Here is a 22,247-nt window from a genome sequence, read left to right as displayed (position 1 = left end):
TTTTCAAAAAATGGGGCCTTTGGCCCCATTGATTGTTTGAGCGGATCTTGTATCGCTTTTAACGGGTTCCGGCAGGCGCCAGAACAAGCTGGTAGTTCACAGCCCGGGTGCCGGGATCGCGAATTGGAAGAGAGACATAGATGCGCGTATTAACGGGCATCAGGCGGGTGCCGGTCAGTTCGCCACGCAGGTATTGCTCGGGTGTGAACGACTGGTCGGCCACCAGTTCCCCGTTGACATCGGTGTATTGCAAAATCAACACCGGAAAGGGTTGCCGGAAGGCGGCGCGGTTGGTCAGAACGGCATCGAGCAATTTAACATCATTCAATGCGCGGTGATCCCGGATCAGGACGTTTGACGTGCGCACCAGGTCCAGGTCTTCCTGTTCCGGCAGGGTGCAGCCCACGGCGTTACACACGGTCTGATAAAGGCCCCGCCACTGATCCATTTTGGCGTAGGTATCCCGTTGCACCCAGGCAAGCTGCGCAACCAGTACTCCGATCAGTACGACAATAAAAACCGCACCCAGCCAGCGCCAGCGCGCCAGCCGGTCTTCGGCATTGAAATCCAGGTCGATGTCGTGATTCAGCTGACGAACAACAGAGGATGCGGTCGCCTTGTCGTTGCCGCGCCGGTCGGTGCTGCCGAAAGCGGGGCTGTCGAAATCGTCGGTGTCCGAGTCGTCAACGGACCAGGCGGGTTCGGCTTCTGGCCGTTTTGCCTTGACCGGTCGGGGGTCGGACATCGGCTTGCTAACGAACTGCGCTTTTTCCTGGCGTCGGTTATCCCGGGATTCTTCGCGTTCAAGTTCTTCCAGAATTGACTCTGCCCAACTTTCATCGGCGCTTTCCGGGTCGTCGAGGATGTCTTTTTCATCATCGGCCTCACGCTGAAAGGGGTTGGCGCTCTTGCGATTGCTGGTCGGGTTGTTGAGGCTAATGAACGAGTCGCTCAAATCACCCAGTTCGGAATCGTCATCGTCCTGGTCGTAGAGATCGTCATCGCTGTCCTGAAAGACGAACTCCTGGTCCTCTTCCGGGTTGTCTGCGAACAGGAAGTCGGCATCGTCATCGTCGTCTGCGGCAAAGCGCGAAGGCGGAGCTGGCTTGGCGGGTTTGGGTTTGGCTGCCGGTGGCGATGCCTTGGGTTTGGCGGCTGCGGCAGCTTTCGGTGCTGCTGCTCTCGGGGTTTGAGCCGGTTTTTTTGTGGTTGGCCGGGCTGGCTTTGCAGCGCTGGGCGCCGGGCGAGGGGCCGGCTTGGATTTTGGCTTGCCCGCAGCAGCAGTCACAATGTGGTTTCGGGCACTGAAAACCTGCAGGCAGGCGCCACAGCGCACAGAGCCGTTGGCGATGGACAGCTGTTCGTCACTGACGCGAAAAGAGGTGCCGCAGTGCGGGCACTGTGTAATAAAGGTTTCAGCCATTGCTAATTATGATTCCTGGCATCCATGCACGATTGGTCCTGTCTCTGGCCACGGTTCTGGTGACCCGCAGGGTATTATTGGTCCGTTTTATGTGGCGCGACGGTCGGTTAGTGTAAGAAAGGCGCTGTCAGATAACAATATGTGACTGCCTCACTCAACAGGCAGGCGCCACTACTGACGCCGTCGCCCGTTCAGTCGAACCCAGCCATCATGGCTTGCGCGAGGCTCGAAGTCGACCCAGGGCGCATAGGCAGCGAGTACCGTATCAGCCTGGTGTTCCAGTATGCCCGACAGTGCAATCTTGCCGTTGGATCTGAGCCGGCTACAGATCGACGCAGCCAGGTCGCACAGCGGGCCTGCGAGAATGTTGGCGACCACCAGGTCATAGTGTGGATCGAGATCCTGATCGTCGAGCATGACCCGAAAGCGTGACGGGGCAATGGCGTTGTTGTCGGCATTGGCCCGGGTCGCATCGAGTGCCTGGGGATCAATGTCGAGTCCGTCCATTCGGTCAGCGCCCAGTAACAGGGCGGCCAGGCCGAGGATGCCGGAGCCACAACCGTAGTCCAGCACAGTATCGCCAGGCCGGGTATTCTGGTCGAGCCAGGTCAGGCACAGGAAGGTGGTCGGGTGTGTGCCCGTACCAAACGCGAGGCCTGGGTCCAGTCTCAGGTTGATGGCCGTCGGATCGGGTGGCTCGAGCCAGGACGGGCAGATCCACAACCGATCGCCGCAGGGAATGGGCTTGAAATTGTCCATCCAGCTGCGTTCCCAGTCTTTGTCTTCCAGAATTTCCGTGATGATGGGGCCCTGAGCGTCAATTTTCATGGCCTGCATGGCGTCTTGCAACTGCTGGGTCAGGGCATTGGCGTCCAGTTCGTGGTCGAACAGGCCCTGAATCGTTGTGTGTTGCCACAGTGGTGTTGTGCCGCGGATGGGTTCGAAAACCGGTTGGTCTTCGCTATCGACCAGGGTCACCGCCTGGCACCCGGCCAGCAGCAGGGCATCTTCCAGAGCGTCGGTATGCTCGGGCAGTGTGGGGATTTTGATGTGTAACCAGGGCATGGCAAATCCTGTGCAAGGTTGGGCAGCGTCTGAGAGGTGAAGTGTACACCAGAGCGCCTGTTGGTTCAGTTTTGCCTGCAAACAGGCTCTCGAAGGGCTGTTTGCGGTCAAACAACAAAAAGCCGGGCAGAACCCGGCTTGGTAGTAATCAGTGTTCCGGCAATGGGTGCCGGATTGCCCGCTTACTGTTCGTCGGCCAGTTTATGCTCTAGGTAGTGAATGTTGACACCACCACGCGCAAAGCCTTCGTCTCGAACCAGATCCATTTGCAACGGGGTGTTGGTCTTGATCCCGGCGATGACCAGTTCATCCAGGGCCGATTTCATGCGTGCCAGCGCCTGAGGCCGATCGTCAGCCAGGGTGATCAGCTTGCCGATCATGGAGTCGTAAAACGGCGGGATGGTGTAGCCGGAATAAATGTGCGAATCCCAACGCACGCCCAGGCCACCGGGCGGGTGGAACTGGGTGATTTTGCCCGGGCTGGGCATAAACGTACGCGGGTCTTCGGCGTTAATGCGGCACTCAAAGGCATGGCCTTTGATCTGGATTTCATCCTGACGATAGGACAGCGGCTCGCCCGAGGCGATGCGCAGTTGTTCCTTGATGATGTCCACCCCGGTCACCATTTCGGTCACCGGATGCTCAACCTGAACGCGGGTGTTCATTTCAATGAAATAGAAGTTGCCGTCTTCGTATAGGAATTCAAAGGTGCCAGCGCCACGGTAGCCAATTTCGATGCAGGCATCCACACAGGCTTTCTGCACTTTGGCGCGCGCTTCCGGGTCGATGTGCGGAGCCGGTGCTTCTTCCATGACCTTCTGGTGACGACGCTGCAGTGAGCAGTCGCGATCGCCGAGGTGAATGGCGTTGCCGTGGGTGTCGGCCAGCACCTGAATTTCAACGTGACGCGGGTTTTGCAGGAACTTTTCCATGTAAACGGTGCCGTCACCAAAGGCGGCTGCGGCTTCGTTCTGTGTGACTTGTATGGCGTTGAGCAGGTCTTTTTCCGCATGAACAACGCGCATGCCGCGCCCGCCGCCACCGGCAGCGGCCTTGATGATGACCGGATAGCCCACCTGGCGACCCATGGCCAGGCATTTTTCCGGGTCGTCGGTCATCGGGCCATCGGAACCCGGAACCGTCGGCACGCCGGCTTTTTTCATGGCTTCAATGGCCGAAACCTTGTCACCCATCAGCCGGATAACGCTGGACGACGGGCCGATGAAGGTAAAGCCGGATTTCTCGACCTGCTCGCAGAAGTCAGCCCGTTCAGCTAGAAAGCCGTAACCGGGATGAATGCCATCGGCATCCGTGACTTCGGCCGCGGCGATCAGGGCGGGTATGTTCAGGTAGCTGGCTGAGGAGGCATTGGGACCAATACAGACCGACTCGTCGGCGAGCTTCACGTGTTTCAACTCACGGTCGACGACAGAGTGCACCGCCACCGTCTGAATGCCCAGCTCTTTGCAGGCCCGCAGGATGCGCAAAGCAATCTCGCCGCGGTTAGCAATCAGGACTTTCTTAAGCATGACAGGCCTCGTTAGCTGATGGTGACCAGGGGTTGGTCGAATTCGACCGGCTGACCGTTTTCGACCAGAATCGCTTCAACGGTGCCGCTCTTGTCGGCTTCGATCTGGTTCATCATCTTCATCGCTTCAACGATGCAAATGGTGTCACCCTGTTTCACTTGCTGGCCTACTTCTACAAAGTTGGGGCTCGTTGGCGACGGCGCGCGATAGAACGTGCCGACCATGGGTGAGCGTACAGAGTGGCCTGCCGGTTCAGCCGGGGCGCTGGGTTCGGCCGCTGCCGGGGCCGGTGCGGCGGCAGGCGCTGCCATTGGAGCAGGCGCTGCTGCGTAATGCATCTGCTGCGGGGGCAGGCTGTGTGAGGTACGGCTGATGCGAATGGCTTCTTCACCTTCAGTGATTTCAATTTCATCGATGCCGGATTCTTCCAGCAGTTCGATCAACTTCTTGACCTTGCGAATGTCCATAAGGGGTTCCTTTATTCAGTGCGTTAACTGTTGATGGGCGGCGTGCAGAGCGAGTTCGTAGCTGTGCGCTCCAAATCCACATATCACTCCGACCGCCTGGTCGGAAAGATACGAATGATGTCTGAACGGTTCACGGGCATGCACGTTGGACAGGTGCAACTCAATGTAGGGAATGGCAACCCCGGCTAGCGCATCGCGCAGGGCAACACTGGTGTGAGTGAATGCGCCGGGGTTGATCAGAATGAAGTTGACCCCTTCATCCCGGGCCTGGTGAATGCGGTCGATCAGCATGCCTTCGTGATTGCTTTGAGTACAGGCCAGGCTGTGGCCGAGGTCGGCAGCGGCGCGTGCTAGCGACTGTTCGATGTCGTTGAGCGTTGTGTGTCCGTATACCTCGGGCTCCCGAGTGCCCAGCAAATTGAGGTTGGGGCCATTGAGCAGCAGTAATTGCGCCATGAGTACCTGTGTGTCCTTAGCTGTTGGTCCGGATGAGAGTGTAGGTGGTGAATCGACCAATGTCCGGGAACCTGACCGGAAATATAGACGATAGTGCTGTTAAATTCGTCGAACAACTGAATCGGCGAATTTTAGTTGTGAATTTTCATCATCAAATGCCTGCCTTTCCATGCTTTTCGTGCATTTCAGGCGCTGTCCGGCCAGAGGGTGTGAAGACGGTCCAATAGCATTATTGCTTTTGTGACCATCATCCCTTGGTTTCGGGTGAGTGGATGACTAAGCTGGCGGCATAGCGATTACTTTTAACACTATTTCAAAGTCGACAGGCAGGGAGTTCAGACAAATGATTCGTGAACGATGGTCACGCATTAAGACAGGACTGGGTCGAGGGCTTGGCCGTTTTCGACTGACCGGTCGCTCCAGCCGCTGGCTGGGCCTGGCGGCGCTGGTTGTTTTTCTGGCACTGGTTCTGCTGGGCTGGTACTGGAGTAACGAACCCGGAGAGCGGGATGTCGTTGCGCTCGCCGAACGCCATGCCAGCGACAATGGCCACGAGCTGGTCGTTGGGTACACCACAACCTATACCCTTAAAGAACTGATGACGGTGGTACTTGAAAAGCCCGGTGGCTACCTGGCCAATGACGTGACCCCGCCTTCGCTGTGGCTCGACAACATGCCAAGCTGGGAGTTTGGGGTGATCATTCAGGTGCGGGATTTGAGCCGGGCCATGCGCCGAGATATGAGTCGTTCCCAGTCTCAGTCGACTGAAGATCCGGATCTGGCCAGAGCGGAGCCGCTGTTTCATTTTGACCACAACAGCTGGATGCTGCCGTCCACCGAGAGTGAGTATCGGCGTGGGCTTGAGTACATCGATGCCTACATGATGCGCCTGTCCGATCCCGAAAACACCCGGGCTCAGTTCTACGCGCGGGCCGATAACCTGAACCGCTGGCTGGAGGATGTCGAAACCCGGCTGGGCTCCCTGTCACAGCGATTGAGCGCCTCGGTGGGTCAGCGCAGCGTCAGTACCAATCTGATGCTCAACCCGGATGCGGCCACTAGCGTTATCAGTAGCGAAGAAGAGATTGTGAAAACGCCGCGTCTGGAAGTGGACAATGTTTTTTATGAAGCCCGGGGGTCTGCCTGGGCCTTGTTGCACATTTTAAAAGCGATCGAAGCGGATTTTGGTTCGATTCTGGATAACAAGAATGCCCGGGTCAGTTTGCAGCAAGTGATCCGTGAACTGGAAGGCACCCAGAGAATGGTCTTTTCGCCCATGGTCCTGAACGGCAGTGGCTTTGGTCTTCTGGCCAATCATTCGCTGGTCATGGCCAACTACATTTCGCGGGCGAACGCCGCTCTGGCCGATCTGCGCGAGCTGATGGCCAGTGGCTAACGGGTTATCGCCAGACGTAAAAAAGCCGGGACCGTGATCCCGGCTTTTTTTAGCATTTTTTGGCGATTCAGGCCAAATTGATTATTGCTTGTCGTAGGCGTTGGCCGCTTCGGTAATAATTTCTTTGGCGCGGGCTGCATCGGCCCAGCCTTCGACTTTGACCCACTTGCCTTTTTCGAGATCCTTGTAGTTCTCGAAAAAGTGTTTGATTTGCTCCAGCAGCAGGGCGGGCAGGTCGGTCACTTCCTGAACATCGTCGTACAGAGCGCTGAGCTTGCTGTGCGGAACCGCAACCACTTTGGCATCGGAACCCGCTTCGTCGGTCATTTCCAGAACGCCCACCGGACGCGCGCGAATGACACTGCCGGGTACCACCGGATAGGGCGTGACGACCAATACGTCTACCGCATCGCCGTCATCGGCCAGGGTGTTGGGGATGTAGCCGTAGTTGGCCGGGTAAAACATGGGCGTAGCCATGAAGCGGTCGACCATCAGCGCGTCGAAATCCTTATCGATTTCGTATTTGATCGGGCTGCTGTTCGCCGGTATTTCAATGGCAACGTAGACATCGTTAGGCAGGTCTTTCCCGGCCGGGATCTGGTTATAGCTCATGAAGCGGGCCTCCTGGTTCGTAAAAGGGTACCGCCTGGTCTCAGGCGGCAAGTATTAACAGTGTGCGCGCCATTATAGGGACTGACACGCCGCTTTGCAGCCTTACCATGGTCGCAGTATGAGGGTTTTCTGCAGGGTGCACAGAGCTCATTCACTGTGGGTGATGCTGGCAAAGCGTTCGAAATAGTCCGGAAAGGTTTTTGACGTACAGCCCGGGTCGTTAATGGTGATCTCGGCCTCGCTGAAAGCCGCCAGCGAAAAGCACATCGCAATGCGGTGATCGTTGTAGGTGTCAATGGCGGCCGATTGCACTACCTTGGGCGGCGTGATGGCAATGTAATCCTCGCCTTCATCCACAGTAGCGCCCAGTTTGCGCAATTCTGTTGCCATGGCCGCCAGCCGGTCGGTCTCTTTGACCCGCCAGTTATAAATATTGCGAATGCGTGTGGTGCCCTCGGCAAACAGGGCCGTGGTGGCAATGGTCATGGCCGCATCGGGAATGTGGTTCAGGTCGACATCGACGGCTTTAAGTGGACCGTCTTTGCTGACCTCAATCCAGTGTTCGCTCCAGGTGACCCGGGCGCCCATTTGTTCGAGTACCTCGGCGAAACGGGCATCACCCTGTACCGATGCCGTTCCGGTGCCTTCAACCCGAACCGGTCCGCCACCAATGGCGCCAGCGGCAAGAAAATAGCTGGCACTGGAGGCATCGCCCTCAACCATGATCCGACCCGGGCTGACATAGGCTTGGTCGGCGCTGATGTGAAAAGAGTGGTAATTGTCGTTGGTAACCGTCACTCCGAATTGCTGCATGACATTGAGCGTGATGTCGATGTAAGGCTTTGACACCAGCTCACCGCTCACTTTGATGGTGAGGTCTTCCGTCAGCAGGGGGGCTGTCATCAGCAGTGCGGTGAGAAACTGGCTGGAAATACTGCCATCGATACTGACTTCGCCGCCTCGAAGTGTCTGCGCTTTAATCCGCAGAGGCGGGAAACCGGCTTGTCCGAGGTAGGTTACGTTGGCACCCAGTGGCGTCAGGGCGTCGACCAGGTCGCCGATGGGGCGTTCAGCCATGCGCGGCTCACCGGTCAGTTCAAACTCACCGGAACCGGCACAGAGGGCGGCAGCCAGGGGCCGCATGGCGGTGCCCGCATTGCCCAGAAACAGCGTTAACACCTGGCCGCGAGCCAGCTCACCCGCCTGACCGACCACGCGGCATTCGGTGCCATCGTCGCTCAGGTAATAAGGAATGCCCAGTTCGTACAGGGCGTCGAGCATATAGCGGATGTCGTCGCTGACCAGCAGGTTGCTGACGCGGGTAGTGCCCTTGCACAGGGCCGCCAGCAGCAGGATTCGGTTCGACAGGCTTTTGGAGCCGGGAATGTGAACGGTGCCGCGCGCCTGTCGCAGTCTGGGGAGGGTCAGAGTTTGCATAGCCATCCGTACGCTGAAGAAATCGGGCGACTATTGTACGTCAGCTTGGGGTGGTCTTGCATCCGGTGCAACACCTTGAAAGAAAGTGTTGCACCTTACGGTATGCTGATCGGGGTTTGTGCTGTTATTTAACAATCAGAATATCGACCGTTATCCGGTCCAGAATTTTCTCGGCGGTATGGCCCAGCAGCCAGCGTTCCAACCCGCTTCGGGCCACGGCCCCCATGATGACCATGTCAACATTGGCCTGGTGCAGGTACTCCGGAATAACCGACAGGGTTGAACCGGTTTCGAGCACCGTGTTGGCCCGGTCGATCTGGTGCTGATCGGCCAGTTGGTGCAAGGCCTGCTCATGTTGCTCGCGAATCTCTTCACTGATGTCGGCACTGTCAATGGTGGGCTGATCGAGGTAGATAAGCAGTGGCGTGGGATCGTACACATGCAGCAGTTCGAGCCGGCCGTTGAGGTGGGTGCCAAAATCCTTGCCCCAGCGGACAATGTGTTCATCGAGCGTATCGGGTTTGTCGTTGGCCTGCACCGGGTCTACAGCGGCGGTAAGGCGCACCGGGTCACCCCAGGCGTTTGATTTGGTCAGCAGCAGCGGCACCGGGCAATGGCGAATCAGCTCCCAGTCGGTCTGGCTGAAAAAAGTACGTTGAATGACGTTTTGATGGTGGGTGGCCTTTACCACCATATCGGTCGGGTGGTCAGACAGGTAATTCAATAACGCCGTGCCGGCATGTTTGTCCCAGACGCCTTCGAGTGAGACCTCGACGGCTTCATTGCGAGCGATGTCTGCGATGGTTTCCAGCCCTTCCATCATACGATGCATGTAGGCTTTCTGGGCTTTTTCCGACGTCTCCGGGTTGAGTGGGTGATTGGACGCCAGGCTGGCATTGTACCCGCAGGCGAACAGGGTGAGGTGCGCGTCGTCAAGACGCGCCAGACGGCTGGCCTTGCTGACGGCCAGGGCACTGTCTTCGGCCGGATCAATCAAGACAATAATGTGTTTGTGTTTAAACATGGCCAGTTCCTCACAGGGTCGATACATTCGGCGGCTGTTGTCTAAAGCTTAGTCGCAGTTACTGCGCTTGTCTGCGCGTGCTTCAAATTATTCCGAGTCTTCCCGGTGCTGGCTGCCATTAGTCGGCCGGGGTAAAAACCGTCACCACTTTTTGCACGCCCGAGACTTCCGACGCGATAGTCACCGCCTGTTGCGCAGTCTCACGGGTCACGCGGCCAAGCAAATAAACAACACCTTCTTCAACCACAATATTCACGTTGGATGAGGAGAATTCATCGGTGGTAAACATTCTCGATTTAACTTTTACCTCGAGCCAGGAGTCGTTCGTGCGCACGCCCGCTGAGATAGGTGCCTTGGCAGAAAGGTGGTTGTGCACAGCTTCAACCGTAGGGTCATTGCGCGCAACCTCGGTGGCCCGGGCAATAAGGTCGGTGCTGGGAACCTGACCAACCAGAAGCACCAGACCGCTGTTAACGTGAATGCCAATGCGGCTCTGGCTGAACCGCTCATCGGCTTTGTCGAGGTTGACGGCCAAGCGCGTTTCGAGGCTGTTGTCGTCAATCACCTGGCCCATGCTGCGGCCTTCGGTGTCAGGAACAATGGGCTCATCGGTGGCGCTGCCTAGCAGGCTAGCGCACCCGCTGAGGGCGAGAAAACCGGACATAACGATGATAACAGGGAGTTTCATATCAGAGCTCACTTCCAAATAATTGATGTTCGATCAGCGCACCCAGGCAGTTCAGAATCAAATGGTGGGTGAGCTGCAGACTGGTATTGGTGGCGCCGGAAACACTGAGTTCAACATCATTCTCTTCCAACAGGGTGGCGATGTCACCACCGTCCGGCCCGGTTAGTGCGACAACGCACAAACCCATGTCGTGAGCAGCCTGCACCGCTTTGATGACGGCAGGCGCTTTGCCCGATGCTGAAATCGCGAGCAGCACGTCCTGTTCGTGCCCGAGCGTGCGAACCTGACGGGCGAAGATGTCATTGGGGTTGGTGTCGTAGCTGATGCCACTCATCAGCGACCCGTCTCCCGACAGCGCCAAGACGGGCAAGCCGGGACGCTCCCGGTCGAATCGACTGAGCATGCCCGTGGCAAAGCCCTGGCCCAGTGCGGCGGAACTGCCCATGCCGCAGACCAGTATTTTTCCGTCGTTAAGCAGCGCTTCGGTTAGCAGGTCGGCGCCGTGGTGCAGCAATTCGTCGAGTTGTTCGGCCACCCACTGAAAGGATTCCAGGCTTTGGCCAATGTGCTCGTAGAGAATGTCATCGGGCTCGGTCATCAGGCCGCAAAGGCTCCTTTAATCCAGTGGATGGCATTGTTCTTATCAAGTGCCAGTACATCAAAGCGAGCGCCACAGCGGGCTTGCGCCGGGTTAGATTGCAAATACCATTGTGCCGCCCGAATCAGCTTTTTCTGTTTCGCGGGGGTCACGCTGGCGCTGGCGGAGCCAAACCGCTCGTTACGGCGTTGCCGGACTTCGACAAACACCAGCGTTTCTCCATCGCGGCAAATCAGATCGATCTCGCCAACCTTTACCTGAAAATTGCGCGCCAGTACCGTCCAGCCCTGTTGCTGGCACCAGTCGTAAGCCTGGTCTTCCGCATCGCCGCCTTTTACCGGTCGCCAAACCATCAGGGTGTTGTGCCCGTTGGGTTGAGTACGTTGATCAGCCCGGTGCCGGGGCGAACTTCACCGTTGCTGAACTGGGCCCAGGTCAGCTCGCGCTCAATGCGTTGCCGGGCATCGAGCCTTAAAGTGCCGGTGACACCGTAGACGCGGGTGTCTGGAAACTGTTGCAGTTGTGGCAAGCGTGGATAGAGGCGGTAGCTGTCTACTCCCAATGCGACCAGAGATTCAAAGCCGGCAAACTGTTCATTGAACGCTGCCCGGACATCGCGCTTGATCGGGTTTTCGCGCAGCTCCCAGGGCATTTCGACGAACGACACGCCGTTCAGATCCTGATCGCGGCTGGTGTTGCGGGTGCCATCATACAGGTGCGATGTGGCCATAACCGGAATGTCCGAGGCGTATTGAAAGTTCAGCATGGGTTTAAGCTGTCGAGCCTGGGACGGAAAAGCGACCATGAATATCATGTCGATGTCTTCGCGCCGGCGTGGTTCAAAAATAATGTCTCGCTCAATCAGAGTATCGAGCGCACGCATGCGTCGTTCACTCTGGTCGATATTGAGTGCCCGGCGAACCGTGTTGAGGTATTGGTCTGGCTGGGTATAGAGCGATTTGCTGGTTATCCGCCCGCCCTGGGTTTCCCAGTTGCGAACGAAGGTGTCGCTCACTTTGCGGCCCCATTCAGAATCGGGTGCCAGCACCATGGCGTTGCGGTTGCCCTGCTGCCAGGCCTGCTCGGCAACCTGCTTGGCTTCGTCTTCCGGTGCCAGACCGAACTGGTAAAAGTTGGATGGACCGCTGCCCGCGAGGTCGCTGTAGTTCAAGGCCAGTACCGGAACTGACAGCACGGTTTGTTGCTGCAATTGCTGAACCCGCGTTTTATCGAGCGGACCGATGATCAAATCTGCGCCTTCGAACACGGCTTGCTTATAGGTGTTATAGGCATCGGCATTTTCGGTGGTGTCAAAGAAGGTCAGTGAGGGGACTTCGCCCTCTTCAAGGCTCGATTCATACCAGGCAGCTAACAAGCCGCTGCGTATGGCTTTGCCGGCCATCTCCAGCGGACCCGACAGTGGCAGCAGTACCGCGATGTTGCGTGGCTGGGTGTTGGCCAGTTGGCGCAGTAAGGCCAGGTCACCGGGGATGTTCTGAGCGGCCGGGTGTGACGGGTGGCTGTTTATCCATTCGTCGATGGCGATCACCTGGCGGCGCAGGTCGTCCGGATTGTCCCGTGCGATCAGCGCCAGCTCAAGCCAACCGGTCAGGTCGGGGCTCGATTCTGCCGCCACCAGGTCGCGAATCGATTCTTCGGGCACCAGTTGCAGGTCGAACCAAATCTGCTCGTTATTGAAGCGGGCATCATCACCTTCTAAAACCGGCGCCAGAAATATTCGCTCACGCGCGGCCGACAAATAGCTGCCGGAATATTCGTAAGCTTCCGCTCGCATCAGGCTGATGACTTTTTGCTGCTCCAGCGGCAAGCCATCGAACAGGGAAGCGCGGTCGCCACTGAGCCAGTTGAGTGCTTCATTGCCGTCACCCAGGCTCAGCGCCAGCTCGGCTCGGAGTTGGGCGTAGCGCGTTCGCTGGGCCGTGGTTAACTGATTGAACTGAAGACCGCTCAGTACCACCTCGGCTTCATTGACCTGGTAGTCTTCAAGCAATGCCTGCGCCTGGTCCAGGCGTTGATCGACCAGGCCGTCGACCGTTTGTACCGATTCATCCGACGACGGTTCCGGGGTTGTTGACTGGCTGGCGCATCCGGCCAGCATCGCGATGGCAATTCCGATGCAAAGTGGCAGAGCAGTTTTGATGGTGGGCATTTTCAACATGGACCGGGCGCTGGTTACAATGGATTACCAGCATTCTACTGAATAAAGTGAAGATGAAATAGGGCGTTGCCTGTAAGGAAGCCGCTTCTGGTACAGTGTCGGTAATTACCGTTCCCGTTAACCCTAGTCTGCCCGGGTGCTTCTGCACCACCCAACCGAGGTCTCATGTCTGCCAATACAACTCTGCCAGCGGCTCTTTATGTCGTCGCGACGCCCATCGGAAATCTGGATGATATTACGCGCCGTGCGGTTTCGGTGCTGTCGTCCGTGGACGTTTGCTGCGCTGAAGATACCCGGCACAGCCGCCGTCTGCTGGATCATCTGGGAGCGTCACCCCGGCTCATCTCCGTCCATGAGCACAATGAGCGTGACCGTGGACACTTTATTGTTTCTTTACTGGAGCAAGGCCAGTCGGTCGCGCTGATCAGCGATGCCGGTACGCCGCTGATCTCCGACCCTGGCTATCACCTGGTTCAGGCCGTGGCCGACGCCGGCTTTCCGGTGCACCCGGTTCCCGGGGTCAGCGCGGTCATTACCGCCTTGAGTGTCGCGGGCCTGCCGACGGATCACTGGCGCTTCGAAGGCTTTCTGCCAGCTAAAACGGCCGCCCGGCAAAAAGCGTTGCAAGCCTGTGCAGAGAGCCCTCACACCCTGGTGTTTTACGAAAGCAGTCACCGCATTCTGGCCAGTCTGGCGGACATGGTATCGGTCTATGGTGGCGAGCGGCGAGTGGTGGTTGCCCGGGAGCTGACCAAGACCTTTGAAACGGTCTTGCGGGGCACACTCGATGAGGTGCTCGGCTGGGTTGAGGCGGACGAGCATCAACGTAAAGGTGAGTTTGTGGTGATGGTGGCCGGGGAGGCGCGTACGGACTCGTCGGTTGGGCTGGACCCCAAAGCGCTGGCAGTTGTATTGGCACCACTGATGCCGCCCAAGCAGGCAGCGGCCGCCATGGTGTCGTTAATCGGTGGGCGCAAGAAAGAGTGGTATGAGCTGATTACCGGGTTGAATCGGGCCGATTGAGGTTCAGGGGCGCTGCGACAGAAAAACACTTGCGATTCGTCGGGTTTCCCGTATTGTGCGCCCCGCGAGTTGGCCAGACAGTCGCTGCTTCGAAAGAAGGAGAGGAAAGTCCGGGCTCCATAGGGCAGGGTGCCAGATAACGTCTGGGCGGCGAAAGCCGACGGAAAGTGCAGCAGAAAGGAAACCGCCTCTCGTTCGCGAGCGGTAAGGGTGAAAAGGTGCGGTAAGAGCGCACCGCAGGTCTGGTAACAGAGCTGGCGATGGTAAACCCCACCTGGAGCAAGGCCAAATAGGGTCCCACTAAGGCGCGGCCCGCGTCGGGACCGGGTAGGCTGCTTGACCCTGCGGGTGACTGCAGGGCTAGACGAATGACTGTCCACGACAGAACCCGGCTTATCGGCTGACTCGCCCTCTTTTATCCTCCTTGATATGCCCCGGAATAGGGGTCGTACAGGTAGACTCAACAGCCAGCGCTTGTTTGGCGCCGTGTTGATTAGCCCCTCTTTAATTCGTTTGAACCTCAATGCAAGTAGCTCGCTGCACTATTTATGGCGGCTTCATTTTTTGACCGTATTTTCTTTGGCAAACGACACGGTTCCGTCTCCTTCTGAAGTCCAATGTCAGCAAACCGCAAAGCCCGTAACGATGCGGCTGTGCGCCGTTTCACATCTGACCGGTGTTCTGCTTCTGTAATTCTCTATGTGACTTATAGGCTGGTTTTATATTCCAAAATATTCTTTAACTTAATGTGTCACTTTAACTTGAGCGGCCAAGTTGGTCTGTTTGCTTGGGTTTGGTGTGTTAGTGGTCGCTAACTTTAGGGTGTGGGATTGTGCGCTATTTCCTAACTTGCTGTTTTTAGTGGTTTTTTCTGAAGCTCCCAGGCTAGTGACCACTTGCTTGTGGGTCGCGTGACTCCTATAGTGTCGTTATGTGGAGAAAAGTGGCAAAAAGTGGGTTTGAAGGGCAGGGATTGACCGGAATTGGCCGTTAGGCACCCGGGCACGCATCCGGCACAACCCAACAGGAAGTCAGACCAACACAACGGATTACGACCACCATGGCACGAGCGACCGACACAATCATGCTCCGAGGAGTGCACACCCTGGCATTGGATGCCAAGGGTCGCCTCGCCGTGCCCAGTCGTTACCGCTCTGTGTTACAGGCGCTGGCCGAAGGCCAGCTAGTGGTCACCATTGATACTGAAGCCCGCTGTTTGCTGATTTACCCGCTGGATGAGTGGGAAGTCATTCAGGAAAAAATCACTGCACTGTCCAGCTTCAACAAGGCGGCCCGCCGTATTCAGCGTTTGCTGGTCGGTCATGCGACGGATGTGGAGATGGACGGTTCCGGTCGGGTGCTGATTCCGCCGCCGCTGCGGGATTATGCCAGCCTGGATAAAAAAGTCGTGCTGCTGGGCCAGGGCAACAAATTTGAATTGTGGTCGGAAGAACTGTGGGAGCGCACGCGCGATGCCTACCTGGATGAAGCCGGCGATGAAGACACCCTAACTGAAGAACTGGAGCAAATTTCACTGTGACCCCAACACCGGACCAGGCGTTCAGTCATGAAACCGTTTTGCTGCACGAGACCGTGGCGGCATTGCGGGTGGCGGATGGCGTCTACGTCGACGGTACTTTCGGCCGGGGGGGGCACAGCCGTTTGTTGTTAGAGCAGTTGTCGCCCTCGGGTCAGTTGGTCGTGGTGGATAAGGACCCGCTGGCGATCGCGACGGCCAATGAGCTGGCTGAGCGGGATTCCCGGGTCAGCGTCTGCCACGCCAGCTTCGCCGATTTGAAATCTCAGTTGCAGCAGCGCGATCTGGCCGGCCGGGTTAATGGCATCTTGCTGGACCTGGGTGTGTCTTCGCCGCAGCTGGATGATGCCAGCCGGGGGTTCAGTTTCCGCGCGGATGGTCCTTTGGATATGCGCATGGATCCGACCGCGGGCGTCAGTGCAGCACAGTGGATTGCGCACGTTGGCGAAACGGACCTGGCCAATGTGCTGTTTCGCTACGGCGATGAGCGCTACAGCCGCCGGATTGCCCGCGCCATCGTGCGCGCGCGCGGTGAAGCACCTATTACCACAACCTTGCAATTGGCGGACATCGTGTCGAAGGCACACCCGGCCTGGGAGCGTCACAAGCACCCGGCAACGCGCAGTTTTCAGGCAATCCGCATACACATCAACGCAGAGTTGGCCGATCTGGAAGCGCTGCTGGCCGACTGCGTTGAATTGCTGGCCCCCGGTGGCCGGCTGGCGGTCATTACCTTTCACAGCCTGGAAGACCGGCTGGTTAAGCGGTTTATTCGTGAGCAGGAGCAGGGCCCTGAGTTACCGCCGGGTTTGCCGGTTCTCGAAGCCGAGATTCCGCGCACCATGAAAAAGGTCGGTAAGCCGATCAAGGCCAGTGCGGCGGAAGTGCAGGGCAATATTCGCTCGCGCAGTGCAACCCTCAGGGTTGCTGAGAAGTTGTGATGGAGGTCGGGTGATGTCCTGGCCAGCCCGGTTGCTGACACTGGGGTTGCTGGTTGCGGTGCTGGTGTCCGCGTTCGGGGTCATTCAGGTGACCTACCAGACCCGGGTGCAGTTTGCCCAGTTGGAGTCTTTGCGGCTGGAAGGGCAGCGACTGGAAGAAGAATGGGGGCGCTTACTGCTGGAAGAGAGCGCTTTTTCGTCTCCAGCCCGGGTCGAGCGTCTGGTGCGCGAAGAGTTGGGTATGTCGGAACCTGAGCCAGGGCAGATGCGCTGGTTGAACCGAAGCGAACAGCAAACACAAACAGACTGAGTTGAGTCACTTAAAAGGGAAGCCGGAAAAATCATGTTGGCAAACTGGCGCTTTCATTTCGTTCAAATCGTACTGCTGGCTCTGCTGGCAGTTGTGATTTGGCGTGTGCTCAGTTTGCAGGTACTGGAAAAGGAGTTTTTGATCGACCAGGGGACGTCGCGCTGGCAGCGAGCTGAAGTGATTAACGCGCCCCGGGGCATGCTGACTGATCGCCATGGCGAGCCGGTCGCGGTTAGTACACCCGTGGTTTCTGTCTGGGCCGACCCTCGCGAGCTTGGCGAGTCGGATATCAGCCGTCTCGCGGCGGCATCAGGGGTGAGTGAACGCACGCTGGCGGCGCGCCGCCAGCAACACCGCGCCTTCATGTACGTAACCCGCCACCTGGCACCTTCTGATGCGGAAGAGATTCTGGCGCTGGGCATTCCCGGCGTTTATGGGCTGACCGAATACAAACGGTATTACCCGGCGGGTGAGGTGGCCAGTCACATCGTTGGGATCACGGATATTGACGACCGTGGTCAGGAAGGTATTGAGCTGGCTTACGACCGGCAGTTGCAGTCGCGCGCTGGCAAAAAAGAAGTGATTCGCGATCTGATTGGCCGGTCGGTGCGTGATGTTGGCGAGCTCGAAGCCCCGAAGGCGGGTCGGGATCTGAGTCTGACCCTGGACCTGAGGTTGCAGTATCTGGCCTACCGGGAGCTGAAGAAAGCCGTGACGCAGATGGGCGCAACCGGCGGGTCCGTCGTGATGATGGATGTGCATACCGGTGATGTGCTGGCTATGGTGAACCAGCCTGGCTTTAACCCCAATAACCGGGCCAGCATGACGCCTGCCGCCATGCGCAACCGGGCGATGACCGACCAGTTTGAACCGGGTTCGGTGATGAAGCCCATCACCATGGCAGTTGCGCTGCAAAGTGGCCAGTTCCGACCCGACACCGTTATTGATACCAGCCCGGGCTATATGAGGCTGGGCAGCTACACCATTCGCGATTTTCGCAATTACGGTGAATTGGATCTGACCGGCATTATTACCAAGTCGAGCAACATTGGCATGGCCAAGGTAGCGCTGGCGCTCGAAGGGCAGGATATCTGGGACATGCTCTACTCGCTGGGTCTGGGTCAGAGTACGGGCATTGGCTACCCCGGTGAAGCGGTTGGCCGCTTGCCGAATCAGGTGGAGTGGCGGCCGGTCGAGCAAGCGTCCATGGCCTATGGCTACGGGATTGCGGTCACGCCACTGCAATTGGCCCAAGCTTACTCGACCCTGGCCAATGGCGGACACAAGGTCAACGCTCGCATTCTGATGGATGCGCCCATTGAGACGGGTCCACAGGTCATCTCCGGCGAAATCTCCAGTCAGGTCCTGGCGATGATGGAGACTGTGGTGCAACCGGGCGGCACCGGCACCTCCGCTACGCTCGACTGGTTCAGTGTGGCAGGCAAGACAGGTACCGTGCACAAGGTGGGCGGTGAAGGTTATTTTGACGATCGCTATATGTCGACCTTTGTGGGAGTAGCGCCGGCCCAAAATCCCGAAGTGGTCACCGTGGTGGTGATCAACGAACCGCCTTCCGATGCTTATTATGGTGGTCGGGTGGCAGCGCCTGTATTTAACGGCATTATGCGGCAGGCACTGCCTTTACTGGGCGTCGAGCCGGATCTGATTCCACCCCAGGCGCGCATGGAGGGTGATCAATGATGCCTCTGCATAAAGGCTTGCCTGGTATTCCTGAGTTGTCTGGCCTGGCCGTGCGCGATCTGACGCTCGACAGCCGTGAAGTGGGCCGCAAGGATGTGTTTATTGCGCTGAAAGGGGCGGCCGTTGATGGCCATGATTATATAGACGCGGCGGTCAAGGCCGGTGCGGTTGCGGTCATCGCTGAACACCCGGTAGCGGACACAGACGTGCCGGTTGTGGTCGTTTCTGATCTTAAAGCCCGGTTGGGTGAGCTGGCGCACGATTTTTATCAGGCACCCAGCGACCATCTGCAAATGATCGGTATTACCGGTACCAACGGCAAGACGTCGACCTGCCAGTACATTGCTCAGTCGCTGGATTATTTGGGTAAGCGCTGCGGCATCATCGGCACCAATGGTCAGGGTTTGTGGGGTGCCTTGCAGGAAACCATGAATACCACGCCCGATGTGGTGCGCTTGCACCGCGAACTGGCGCGACAGCGGGACCAGGGTGGACATTTTTGCGCGATGGAAGTGTCGTCCCACGGTCTGGTTCAGGGCCGAGTTGCCGGAGTGCGCTACAAGACGGCTGTCTTCACCAACCTGAGCCGTGACCATCTGGACTATCACGGCACCATGGAAGCCTACGGCAACGCCAAGTGGACTCTGTTCCAGTGGCCAGGCCTGGTGAATGCCATTGTGAACCTCGATGATACCTGGGTGCAGCAGCATTTGGACAGCATTGTGGCCGAGCGGGTCATTACCTTTGGTCATACACCCGAGGCGGATGTTCGTGTGGTTTCTTACCAGTGCCACCCCGGTGGCATCGATGCTGTGATCACAACGCCCTGGGGCGAAACTGAATTGAATCTTCCTCTTCTCGGGCAATTTAACCTGAGCAATGCACTGGCCGCTTTTTCGGTGCTGCTGTCTGAATCTGTACCCTTGTCGACCGCTGCGCGGGTGTTGTCGACCTTGCGTCCGGTCAAGGGTCGTATGGAAAAACTGACGCTCGACTCCGGCCTCACCGTGGTCGTCGACTATGCCCACACACCCGATGCCGTCAGCAAGGCGCTGTCGGCCTGCCGGGATCATGTGTCCGGGCGGCTGGGTGTGATTTTTGGCTGCGGCGGAGACCGCGACCCCGGTAAGCGCCCTGAAATGGCCGCCGCGGCAGAGCAGGGGGCTGATTTTGTGGTAGTCACCGATGATAACCCGAGAGGTGAGGCCTCAGCGGCCATTCTGGCTGATATTCGACCGGGCTTTACGTACCCTGATCGTGTGACTGAAATTCCCGACCGGCGCTCCGCTATTGAACAAACCCTGGCGCGCTGTGGTTCAGGTGATGTGCTGCTGATTGCCGGTAAAGGCCATGAGGCCTACCAGGAAATCCTGGGTACGCGGCACCCGTTTTCCGATCAGGAAACCGTATTGGCCTGGCAGGAGGTTAACCATGTGGAGTGATCCGACATTGAGCCAGTGGGCCGCTGCCTGTCAGGGACAGCTTATTGGCGAAGACCGGGTTGTCGGGGCGGTATCAACCGACAGCCGCACCGTTGTAACGGGCGACGTCTATGTCGCCCTGGTGGGCGACCTGTTCGATGGGCACAACTATGTGACGACGGCCATTTTCAAGCAAGCGGCGGCTATTGTTGTGCATAGCCCCGTCGCTGACTGTCCGGTACCGCAGTTGGTGGTTGATGACACACGCCAGGCGCTGGGGTACTTGGCCGGGCTGCTGCGCAACGCATTTGAAGGCCAGGTGGTGGCAATTACCGGCAGCGCCGGTAAGACCTCTACCCGGTCTATGTTACAGCATATTTTTAACCAGCAGCCCGGGTTGCTGGCAACGCAGGGTAATTTCAATAACGACATTGGTGTACCGAAAACCTGGTTTCGGCTGAGTGATCAGCATCAGCGCGTCTTGCTGGAAATGGGGGCCAGTGCTGTCGGAGAGATTGAGTGGATGACCCGCTTCTCCCGTCCGCACATCAGTCTGCTGCTGAACGCGTCTGAAGCCCATTCAGACGGCTTTGGTGGTCTGGAACAGGTTCGTCAGGCCAAAGGCGAGATTCTTGAAGGCACCGAACGCGATGGCGGTTGTGTGCTTAATCATGACGACCCGGGGTATCAGGGCTGGCTGAAGCGGGTGGTTGATCGTCGGGTGATCAGTTTCGGACAGCACAGTCGGGCTGATGTGTGCCTGTTGTCTTTCCAGGCCTCGGGTACCGGCAGTGAATTCACCCTGTCATTGCCCGATGGCGATATTTCGGTCTCCTGGTCGATGCTGGGCAAGCACATGGCGTTGAACGCAGCTGCCGCTGCAGCAACAGCCTGGCTGGCCGGTGTGTCGCCTTTGGATATCGCCGAGGGGTTGTCGCAAATGCAACCCGAGCCCGGCCGGTTGGAACCGCTGGTGTCCGGGCATGGCGGCATCCTGATCAACGATGCCTATAACGCCAGTCCGGCGTCGGTTAAAGCTGCTATCGATGTATTGTCGGAGCAAAGCAGCGATACGTTGTTGATATTGGGCGATATGGCGGAGCTTGGCGATGATAGCCACACACTGCACCAGGAGCTGGGTGTATACGCGCGCGGCCGTATTCAGTCGCTCTGGACGCTGGGAACAGAATCATCCGTGACCGCCGAAGCTTTTGGTGGTCAGTCATTTGAAACGTTGAAGCAATTGCTGGATGCATTGCCATCCAGATTGACAGAAACCACCGCAGTACTGGTCAAGGGATCGCGCAGTGCAGGTATGGAACGGGTCGTAGAAACCCTGAAAAGGAAACCTTGATGTTTGTTTGGTTGACACAGTACCTCATTCAGCTCCACTCCGGCTTCGGCGTGTTGCAGTACCTGACACTGAGAGCCATTTTCGGCGTGCTGACGGCGCTCGGTGTGTTGCTGATTCTGGGCCCCTGGCTGATTCGGACACTGCGTCAGTACCAGATTGGTCAATCGGTTCGAACCGACGGACCCCAGAGTCATTTGAGCAAGGCGGGCACGCCTACCATGGGCGGTGCGCTGATTCTGGTGTCGATTGTTGTGTCGACACTGCTGTGGGCTGATCTGGGTAATCGTTATATCTGGATCACCATTCTGGTGACCGCCGGGTTTGGCGCCATTGGCTGGGTTGATGATTACCGCAAGGTGGTCAAGCGTGACAGCCGCGGTTTGTCGGCTCGCTCAAAGTATCTCTGGCAGTCGGTGTTTGGGCTGGGCGGTGCGCTGGCGCTGTTCTGGACATCGGGTGATTACATTGTGGCGAACACCCTTTATGTGCCGTTTTTCAAGAACATCGCCATTGTACTGGGCGGCTTTTTTGTGGTGCTGGCCTATTTCGTCATTGTCGGTACGTCCAATGCGGTCAACCTGACCGACGGCCTGGACGGCCTGGCGATACTGCCCACTGTGCTGGTCGGTGGCGCTTTGGGTGTACTGGCTTACGTTGGCGGCAATGCGGTGTACTCGGAATACTTGCAGATTCCCTATGTGCCGGGCGCGGGTGAGCTGATTATCATTTGCGGCTCGCTGGTCGGCGCCGGCCTCGGTTTTTTGTGGTTCAACACCTACCCGGCCCAGGTATTTATGGGAGATGTCGGGTCGCTGGCGCTGGGCGCCTGCCTGGGTGTGATGGCGGTGATCGTTCGGCAGGAGTTGGTGCTGTTCATTATGGGCGGTGTTTTTGTGGCCGAGACGGTCTCGGTGATTTTGCAGGTCGCGTCCTACAAGCTGACCGGCCGGCGGATTTTCCGGATGGCACCCCTGCACCACCACTATGAATTAAAAGGCTGGCCCGAACCCCGGGTCATTGTTCGGTTCTGGATCATCACCGTCATTCTGGTGTTGATTGGTTTGGCAACGTTGAAGATTCGCTGAT

The 22,247-nt window shown here is 57.8% G+C and carries 21 protein-coding genes and 1 other RNA gene; 10 read left to right on the top strand and 12 right to left on the bottom strand.

Annotated features, from left to right (window positions below):
• Positions 1-58: 58 nt before the first annotated feature.
• From EP166_RS08570 to aroQ, 5 genes are all read right to left on the bottom strand, one after another.
• Positions 59-1,423 carry a DUF3426 domain-containing protein gene (locus tag EP166_RS08570; protein ID WP_127556420.1) on the bottom strand — a complete coding sequence of 455 codons (1,365 nt, stop codon included), beginning with the start codon at positions 1,421-1,423 and terminating at the stop codon, positions 59-61.
• Between the two features lie 171 nt (positions 1,424-1,594).
• Positions 1,595-2,488, bottom strand: a complete 894-nt coding sequence (gene prmA / locus EP166_RS08565) for a 50S ribosomal protein L11 methyltransferase (RefSeq protein ID WP_127556419.1) — start codon at positions 2,486-2,488, stop codon at positions 1,595-1,597.
• Between the two features lie 182 nt (positions 2,489-2,670).
• On the bottom strand, positions 2,671-4,017 hold the full coding sequence (gene accC, locus EP166_RS08560) for an acetyl-CoA carboxylase biotin carboxylase subunit (protein ID WP_127556418.1): 1,347 nt from the start codon (positions 4,015-4,017) through the stop codon (positions 2,671-2,673).
• A gap of 11 nt (positions 4,018-4,028) precedes the next feature.
• Entirely contained in the window at positions 4,029-4,484 is a 456-nt protein-coding gene (accB, locus tag EP166_RS08555; RefSeq protein WP_127556417.1) for an acetyl-CoA carboxylase biotin carboxyl carrier protein, read from the bottom strand.
• 15 nt (positions 4,485-4,499) lie between these two features.
• On the bottom strand, positions 4,500-4,940 hold the full coding sequence (aroQ, locus tag EP166_RS08550; RefSeq protein WP_127556416.1) for a type II 3-dehydroquinate dehydratase: 441 nt from the start codon (positions 4,938-4,940) through the stop codon (positions 4,500-4,502).
• A 343-nt stretch (positions 4,941-5,283) separates the two neighbouring features.
• Between aroQ and EP166_RS08545 the strand changes: the two genes are divergently transcribed.
• Positions 5,284-6,336, top strand: coding sequence for a DUF2333 family protein (locus EP166_RS08545; RefSeq protein WP_127556415.1), 1,053 nt, complete (start codon positions 5,284-5,286; stop codon positions 6,334-6,336).
• 81 nt (positions 6,337-6,417) lie between these two features.
• Here the strand turns inward: EP166_RS08545 and ppa are convergent, their stop codons facing one another.
• The 7 genes from ppa to EP166_RS08510 all read right to left on the bottom strand — a co-directional run bounded on the left by ppa (position 6,418) and on the right by EP166_RS08510 (position 12,865).
• Positions 6,418-6,948 carry an inorganic diphosphatase gene (ppa, locus tag EP166_RS08540; protein WP_127556414.1) on the bottom strand — a complete coding sequence of 177 codons (531 nt, stop codon included), beginning with the start codon at positions 6,946-6,948 and terminating at the stop codon, positions 6,418-6,420.
• Between the two features lie 147 nt (positions 6,949-7,095).
• On the bottom strand, positions 7,096-8,385 hold the full coding sequence (aroA, locus tag EP166_RS08535) for a 3-phosphoshikimate 1-carboxyvinyltransferase (protein WP_127556413.1): 1,290 nt from the start codon (positions 8,383-8,385) through the stop codon (positions 7,096-7,098).
• Positions 8,386-8,509: 124 nt separating this feature from the next.
• Positions 8,510-9,409, bottom strand: a complete 900-nt coding sequence (locus EP166_RS08530; RefSeq protein WP_164743873.1) for a universal stress protein — start codon at positions 9,407-9,409, stop codon at positions 8,510-8,512.
• A 118-nt stretch (positions 9,410-9,527) separates the two neighbouring features.
• Positions 9,528-10,097 (bottom strand): BON domain-containing protein, encoded by a 570-nt coding sequence (locus EP166_RS08525; protein WP_127556411.1) that lies wholly within the window; start codon positions 10,095-10,097, stop codon positions 9,528-9,530.
• Position 10,098: 1 nt separating this feature from the next.
• Entirely contained in the window at positions 10,099-10,695 is a 597-nt protein-coding gene (locus EP166_RS08520) for a D-sedoheptulose-7-phosphate isomerase (RefSeq protein WP_127556410.1), read from the bottom strand.
• A complete protein-coding gene (locus EP166_RS08515; protein WP_127556409.1) occupies positions 10,695-11,048 on the bottom strand; it encodes a YraN family protein in 354 nt (117 codons plus the stop codon). Before EP166_RS08515 ends, EP166_RS08520 begins: the two co-directional genes overlap by 1 nt.
• Positions 11,048-12,865: a penicillin-binding protein activator gene (locus EP166_RS08510; RefSeq protein ID WP_164743872.1), complete on the bottom strand. Its 1,818-nt coding sequence runs from the start codon at positions 12,863-12,865 to the stop codon at positions 11,048-11,050. The genes EP166_RS08515 and EP166_RS08510 overlap by 1 nt, the downstream gene beginning before the upstream one ends.
• Positions 12,866-13,039: 174 nt before the next feature.
• Between EP166_RS08510 and rsmI the strand changes: the two genes are divergently transcribed.
• The 9 genes from rsmI to mraY all read left to right on the top strand — a co-directional run bounded on the left by rsmI (position 13,040) and on the right by mraY (position 22,246).
• Positions 13,040-13,897 (top strand): 16S rRNA (cytidine(1402)-2'-O)-methyltransferase, encoded by an 858-nt coding sequence (rsmI, locus tag EP166_RS08505; protein ID WP_127556407.1) that lies wholly within the window; start codon positions 13,040-13,042, stop codon positions 13,895-13,897.
• Positions 13,898-13,962: 65 nt separating this feature from the next.
• An RNA gene (gene rnpB / locus EP166_RS08500) (RNase P RNA component class A) lies at positions 13,963-14,309 on the top strand.
• Between the two features lie 672 nt (positions 14,310-14,981).
• The gene (gene mraZ / locus EP166_RS08495) at positions 14,982-15,437 is read left to right on the top strand and encodes a division/cell wall cluster transcriptional repressor MraZ (RefSeq protein WP_127557859.1); all 456 of its coding nucleotides are present in this window, start codon (positions 14,982-14,984) and stop codon (positions 15,435-15,437) included.
• On the top strand, positions 15,434-16,375 hold the full coding sequence (rsmH, locus tag EP166_RS08490; protein WP_127556406.1) for a 16S rRNA (cytosine(1402)-N(4))-methyltransferase RsmH: 942 nt from the start codon (positions 15,434-15,436) through the stop codon (positions 16,373-16,375). Before mraZ ends, rsmH begins: the two co-directional genes overlap by 4 nt.
• 13 nt (positions 16,376-16,388) lie before the next feature.
• On the top strand, positions 16,389-16,685 hold the full coding sequence (gene ftsL / locus EP166_RS08485; protein ID WP_127556405.1) for a cell division protein FtsL: 297 nt from the start codon (positions 16,389-16,391) through the stop codon (positions 16,683-16,685).
• 33 nt (positions 16,686-16,718) lie between these two features.
• The gene (locus EP166_RS08480) at positions 16,719-18,386 is read left to right on the top strand and encodes a peptidoglycan D,D-transpeptidase FtsI family protein (protein WP_127556404.1); all 1,668 of its coding nucleotides are present in this window, start codon (positions 16,719-16,721) and stop codon (positions 18,384-18,386) included.
• On the top strand, positions 18,383-19,828 hold the full coding sequence (locus EP166_RS08475) for a UDP-N-acetylmuramoyl-L-alanyl-D-glutamate--2,6-diaminopimelate ligase (protein ID WP_127556403.1): 1,446 nt from the start codon (positions 18,383-18,385) through the stop codon (positions 19,826-19,828). The genes EP166_RS08480 and EP166_RS08475 overlap by 4 nt, the downstream gene beginning before the upstream one ends.
• Positions 19,818-21,161, top strand: a complete 1,344-nt coding sequence (locus EP166_RS08470; protein WP_164743871.1) for a UDP-N-acetylmuramoyl-tripeptide--D-alanyl-D-alanine ligase — start codon at positions 19,818-19,820, stop codon at positions 21,159-21,161. The genes EP166_RS08475 and EP166_RS08470 overlap by 11 nt, the downstream gene beginning before the upstream one ends.
• Complete coding sequence (gene mraY, locus EP166_RS08465) at positions 21,161-22,246, top strand: phospho-N-acetylmuramoyl-pentapeptide-transferase (protein ID WP_127556401.1); 1,086 nt, start codon at positions 21,161-21,163, stop codon at positions 22,244-22,246. The genes EP166_RS08470 and mraY overlap by 1 nt, the downstream gene beginning before the upstream one ends.
• The last annotated feature ends 1 nt before the right edge of the window (position 22,247 follow it).

This window comes from Saccharospirillum alexandrii, from assembly GCF_004000275.1.
In the GTDB taxonomy this organism is placed as follows: Bacteria; Pseudomonadota; Gammaproteobacteria; order Pseudomonadales; family Natronospirillaceae; genus Saccharospirillum; species Saccharospirillum alexandrii.
Note: the sequence above shows the minus strand (reverse complement) of the source record. Positions and strands in the feature narration are given on the sequence as shown.

What these genes read in the sequence shown, in the direction of transcription:
- EP166_RS08570 (WP_127556420.1), bottom strand. Translation starts at nt 1,423, where the DNA reads ATGGCTGAAACCTTTATTACACAGTGCCCGCACTGCGGCACCTCTTTT.
- prmA (WP_127556419.1), bottom strand. Translation starts at nt 2,488, where the DNA reads ATGCCCTGGTTACACATCAAAATCCCCACACTGCCCGAGCATACCGAC.
- accC (WP_127556418.1), bottom strand. Translation starts at nt 4,017, where the DNA reads ATGCTTAAGAAAGTCCTGATTGCTAACCGCGGCGAGATTGCTTTGCGC.
- accB (WP_127556417.1), bottom strand. Translation starts at nt 4,484, where the DNA reads ATGGACATTCGCAAGGTCAAGAAGTTGATCGAACTGCTGGAAGAATCC.
- aroQ (WP_127556416.1), bottom strand. Translation starts at nt 4,940, where the DNA reads ATGGCGCAATTACTGCTGCTCAATGGCCCCAACCTCAATTTGCTGGGC.
- EP166_RS08545 (WP_127556415.1), top strand. Translation starts at nt 5,284, where the DNA reads ATGATTCGTGAACGATGGTCACGCATTAAGACAGGACTGGGTCGAGGG.
- ppa (WP_127556414.1), bottom strand. Translation starts at nt 6,948, where the DNA reads ATGAGCTATAACCAGATCCCGGCCGGGAAAGACCTGCCTAACGATGTC.
- aroA (WP_127556413.1), bottom strand. Translation starts at nt 8,385, where the DNA reads ATGCAAACTCTGACCCTCCCCAGACTGCGACAGGCGCGCGGCACCGTT.
- EP166_RS08530 (WP_164743873.1), bottom strand. Translation starts at nt 9,409, where the DNA reads ATGTTTAAACACAAACACATTATTGTCTTGATTGATCCGGCCGAAGAC.
- EP166_RS08525 (WP_127556411.1), bottom strand. Translation starts at nt 10,097, where the DNA reads ATGAAACTCCCTGTTATCATCGTTATGTCCGGTTTTCTCGCCCTCAGC.
- EP166_RS08520 (WP_127556410.1), bottom strand. Translation starts at nt 10,695, where the DNA reads ATGACCGAGCCCGATGACATTCTCTACGAGCACATTGGCCAAAGCCTG.
- EP166_RS08515 (WP_127556409.1), bottom strand. Translation starts at nt 11,048, where the DNA reads ATGGTTTGGCGACCGGTAAAAGGCGGCGATGCGGAAGACCAGGCTTAC.
- EP166_RS08510 (WP_164743872.1), bottom strand. Translation starts at nt 12,865, where the DNA reads ATGCCCACCATCAAAACTGCTCTGCCACTTTGCATCGGAATTGCCATC.
- rsmI (WP_127556407.1), top strand. Translation starts at nt 13,040, where the DNA reads ATGTCTGCCAATACAACTCTGCCAGCGGCTCTTTATGTCGTCGCGACG.
- mraZ (WP_127557859.1), top strand. Translation starts at nt 14,982, where the DNA reads ATGCTCCGAGGAGTGCACACCCTGGCATTGGATGCCAAGGGTCGCCTC.
- ftsL (WP_127556405.1), top strand. Translation starts at nt 16,389, where the DNA reads ATGTCCTGGCCAGCCCGGTTGCTGACACTGGGGTTGCTGGTTGCGGTG.
- EP166_RS08480 (WP_127556404.1), top strand. Translation starts at nt 16,719, where the DNA reads ATGTTGGCAAACTGGCGCTTTCATTTCGTTCAAATCGTACTGCTGGCT.
- EP166_RS08475 (WP_127556403.1), top strand. Translation starts at nt 18,383, where the DNA reads ATGATGCCTCTGCATAAAGGCTTGCCTGGTATTCCTGAGTTGTCTGGC.
- EP166_RS08470 (WP_164743871.1), top strand. Translation starts at nt 19,818, where the DNA reads ATGTGGAGTGATCCGACATTGAGCCAGTGGGCCGCTGCCTGTCAGGGA.
- mraY (WP_127556401.1), top strand. Translation starts at nt 21,161, where the DNA reads ATGTTTGTTTGGTTGACACAGTACCTCATTCAGCTCCACTCCGGCTTC.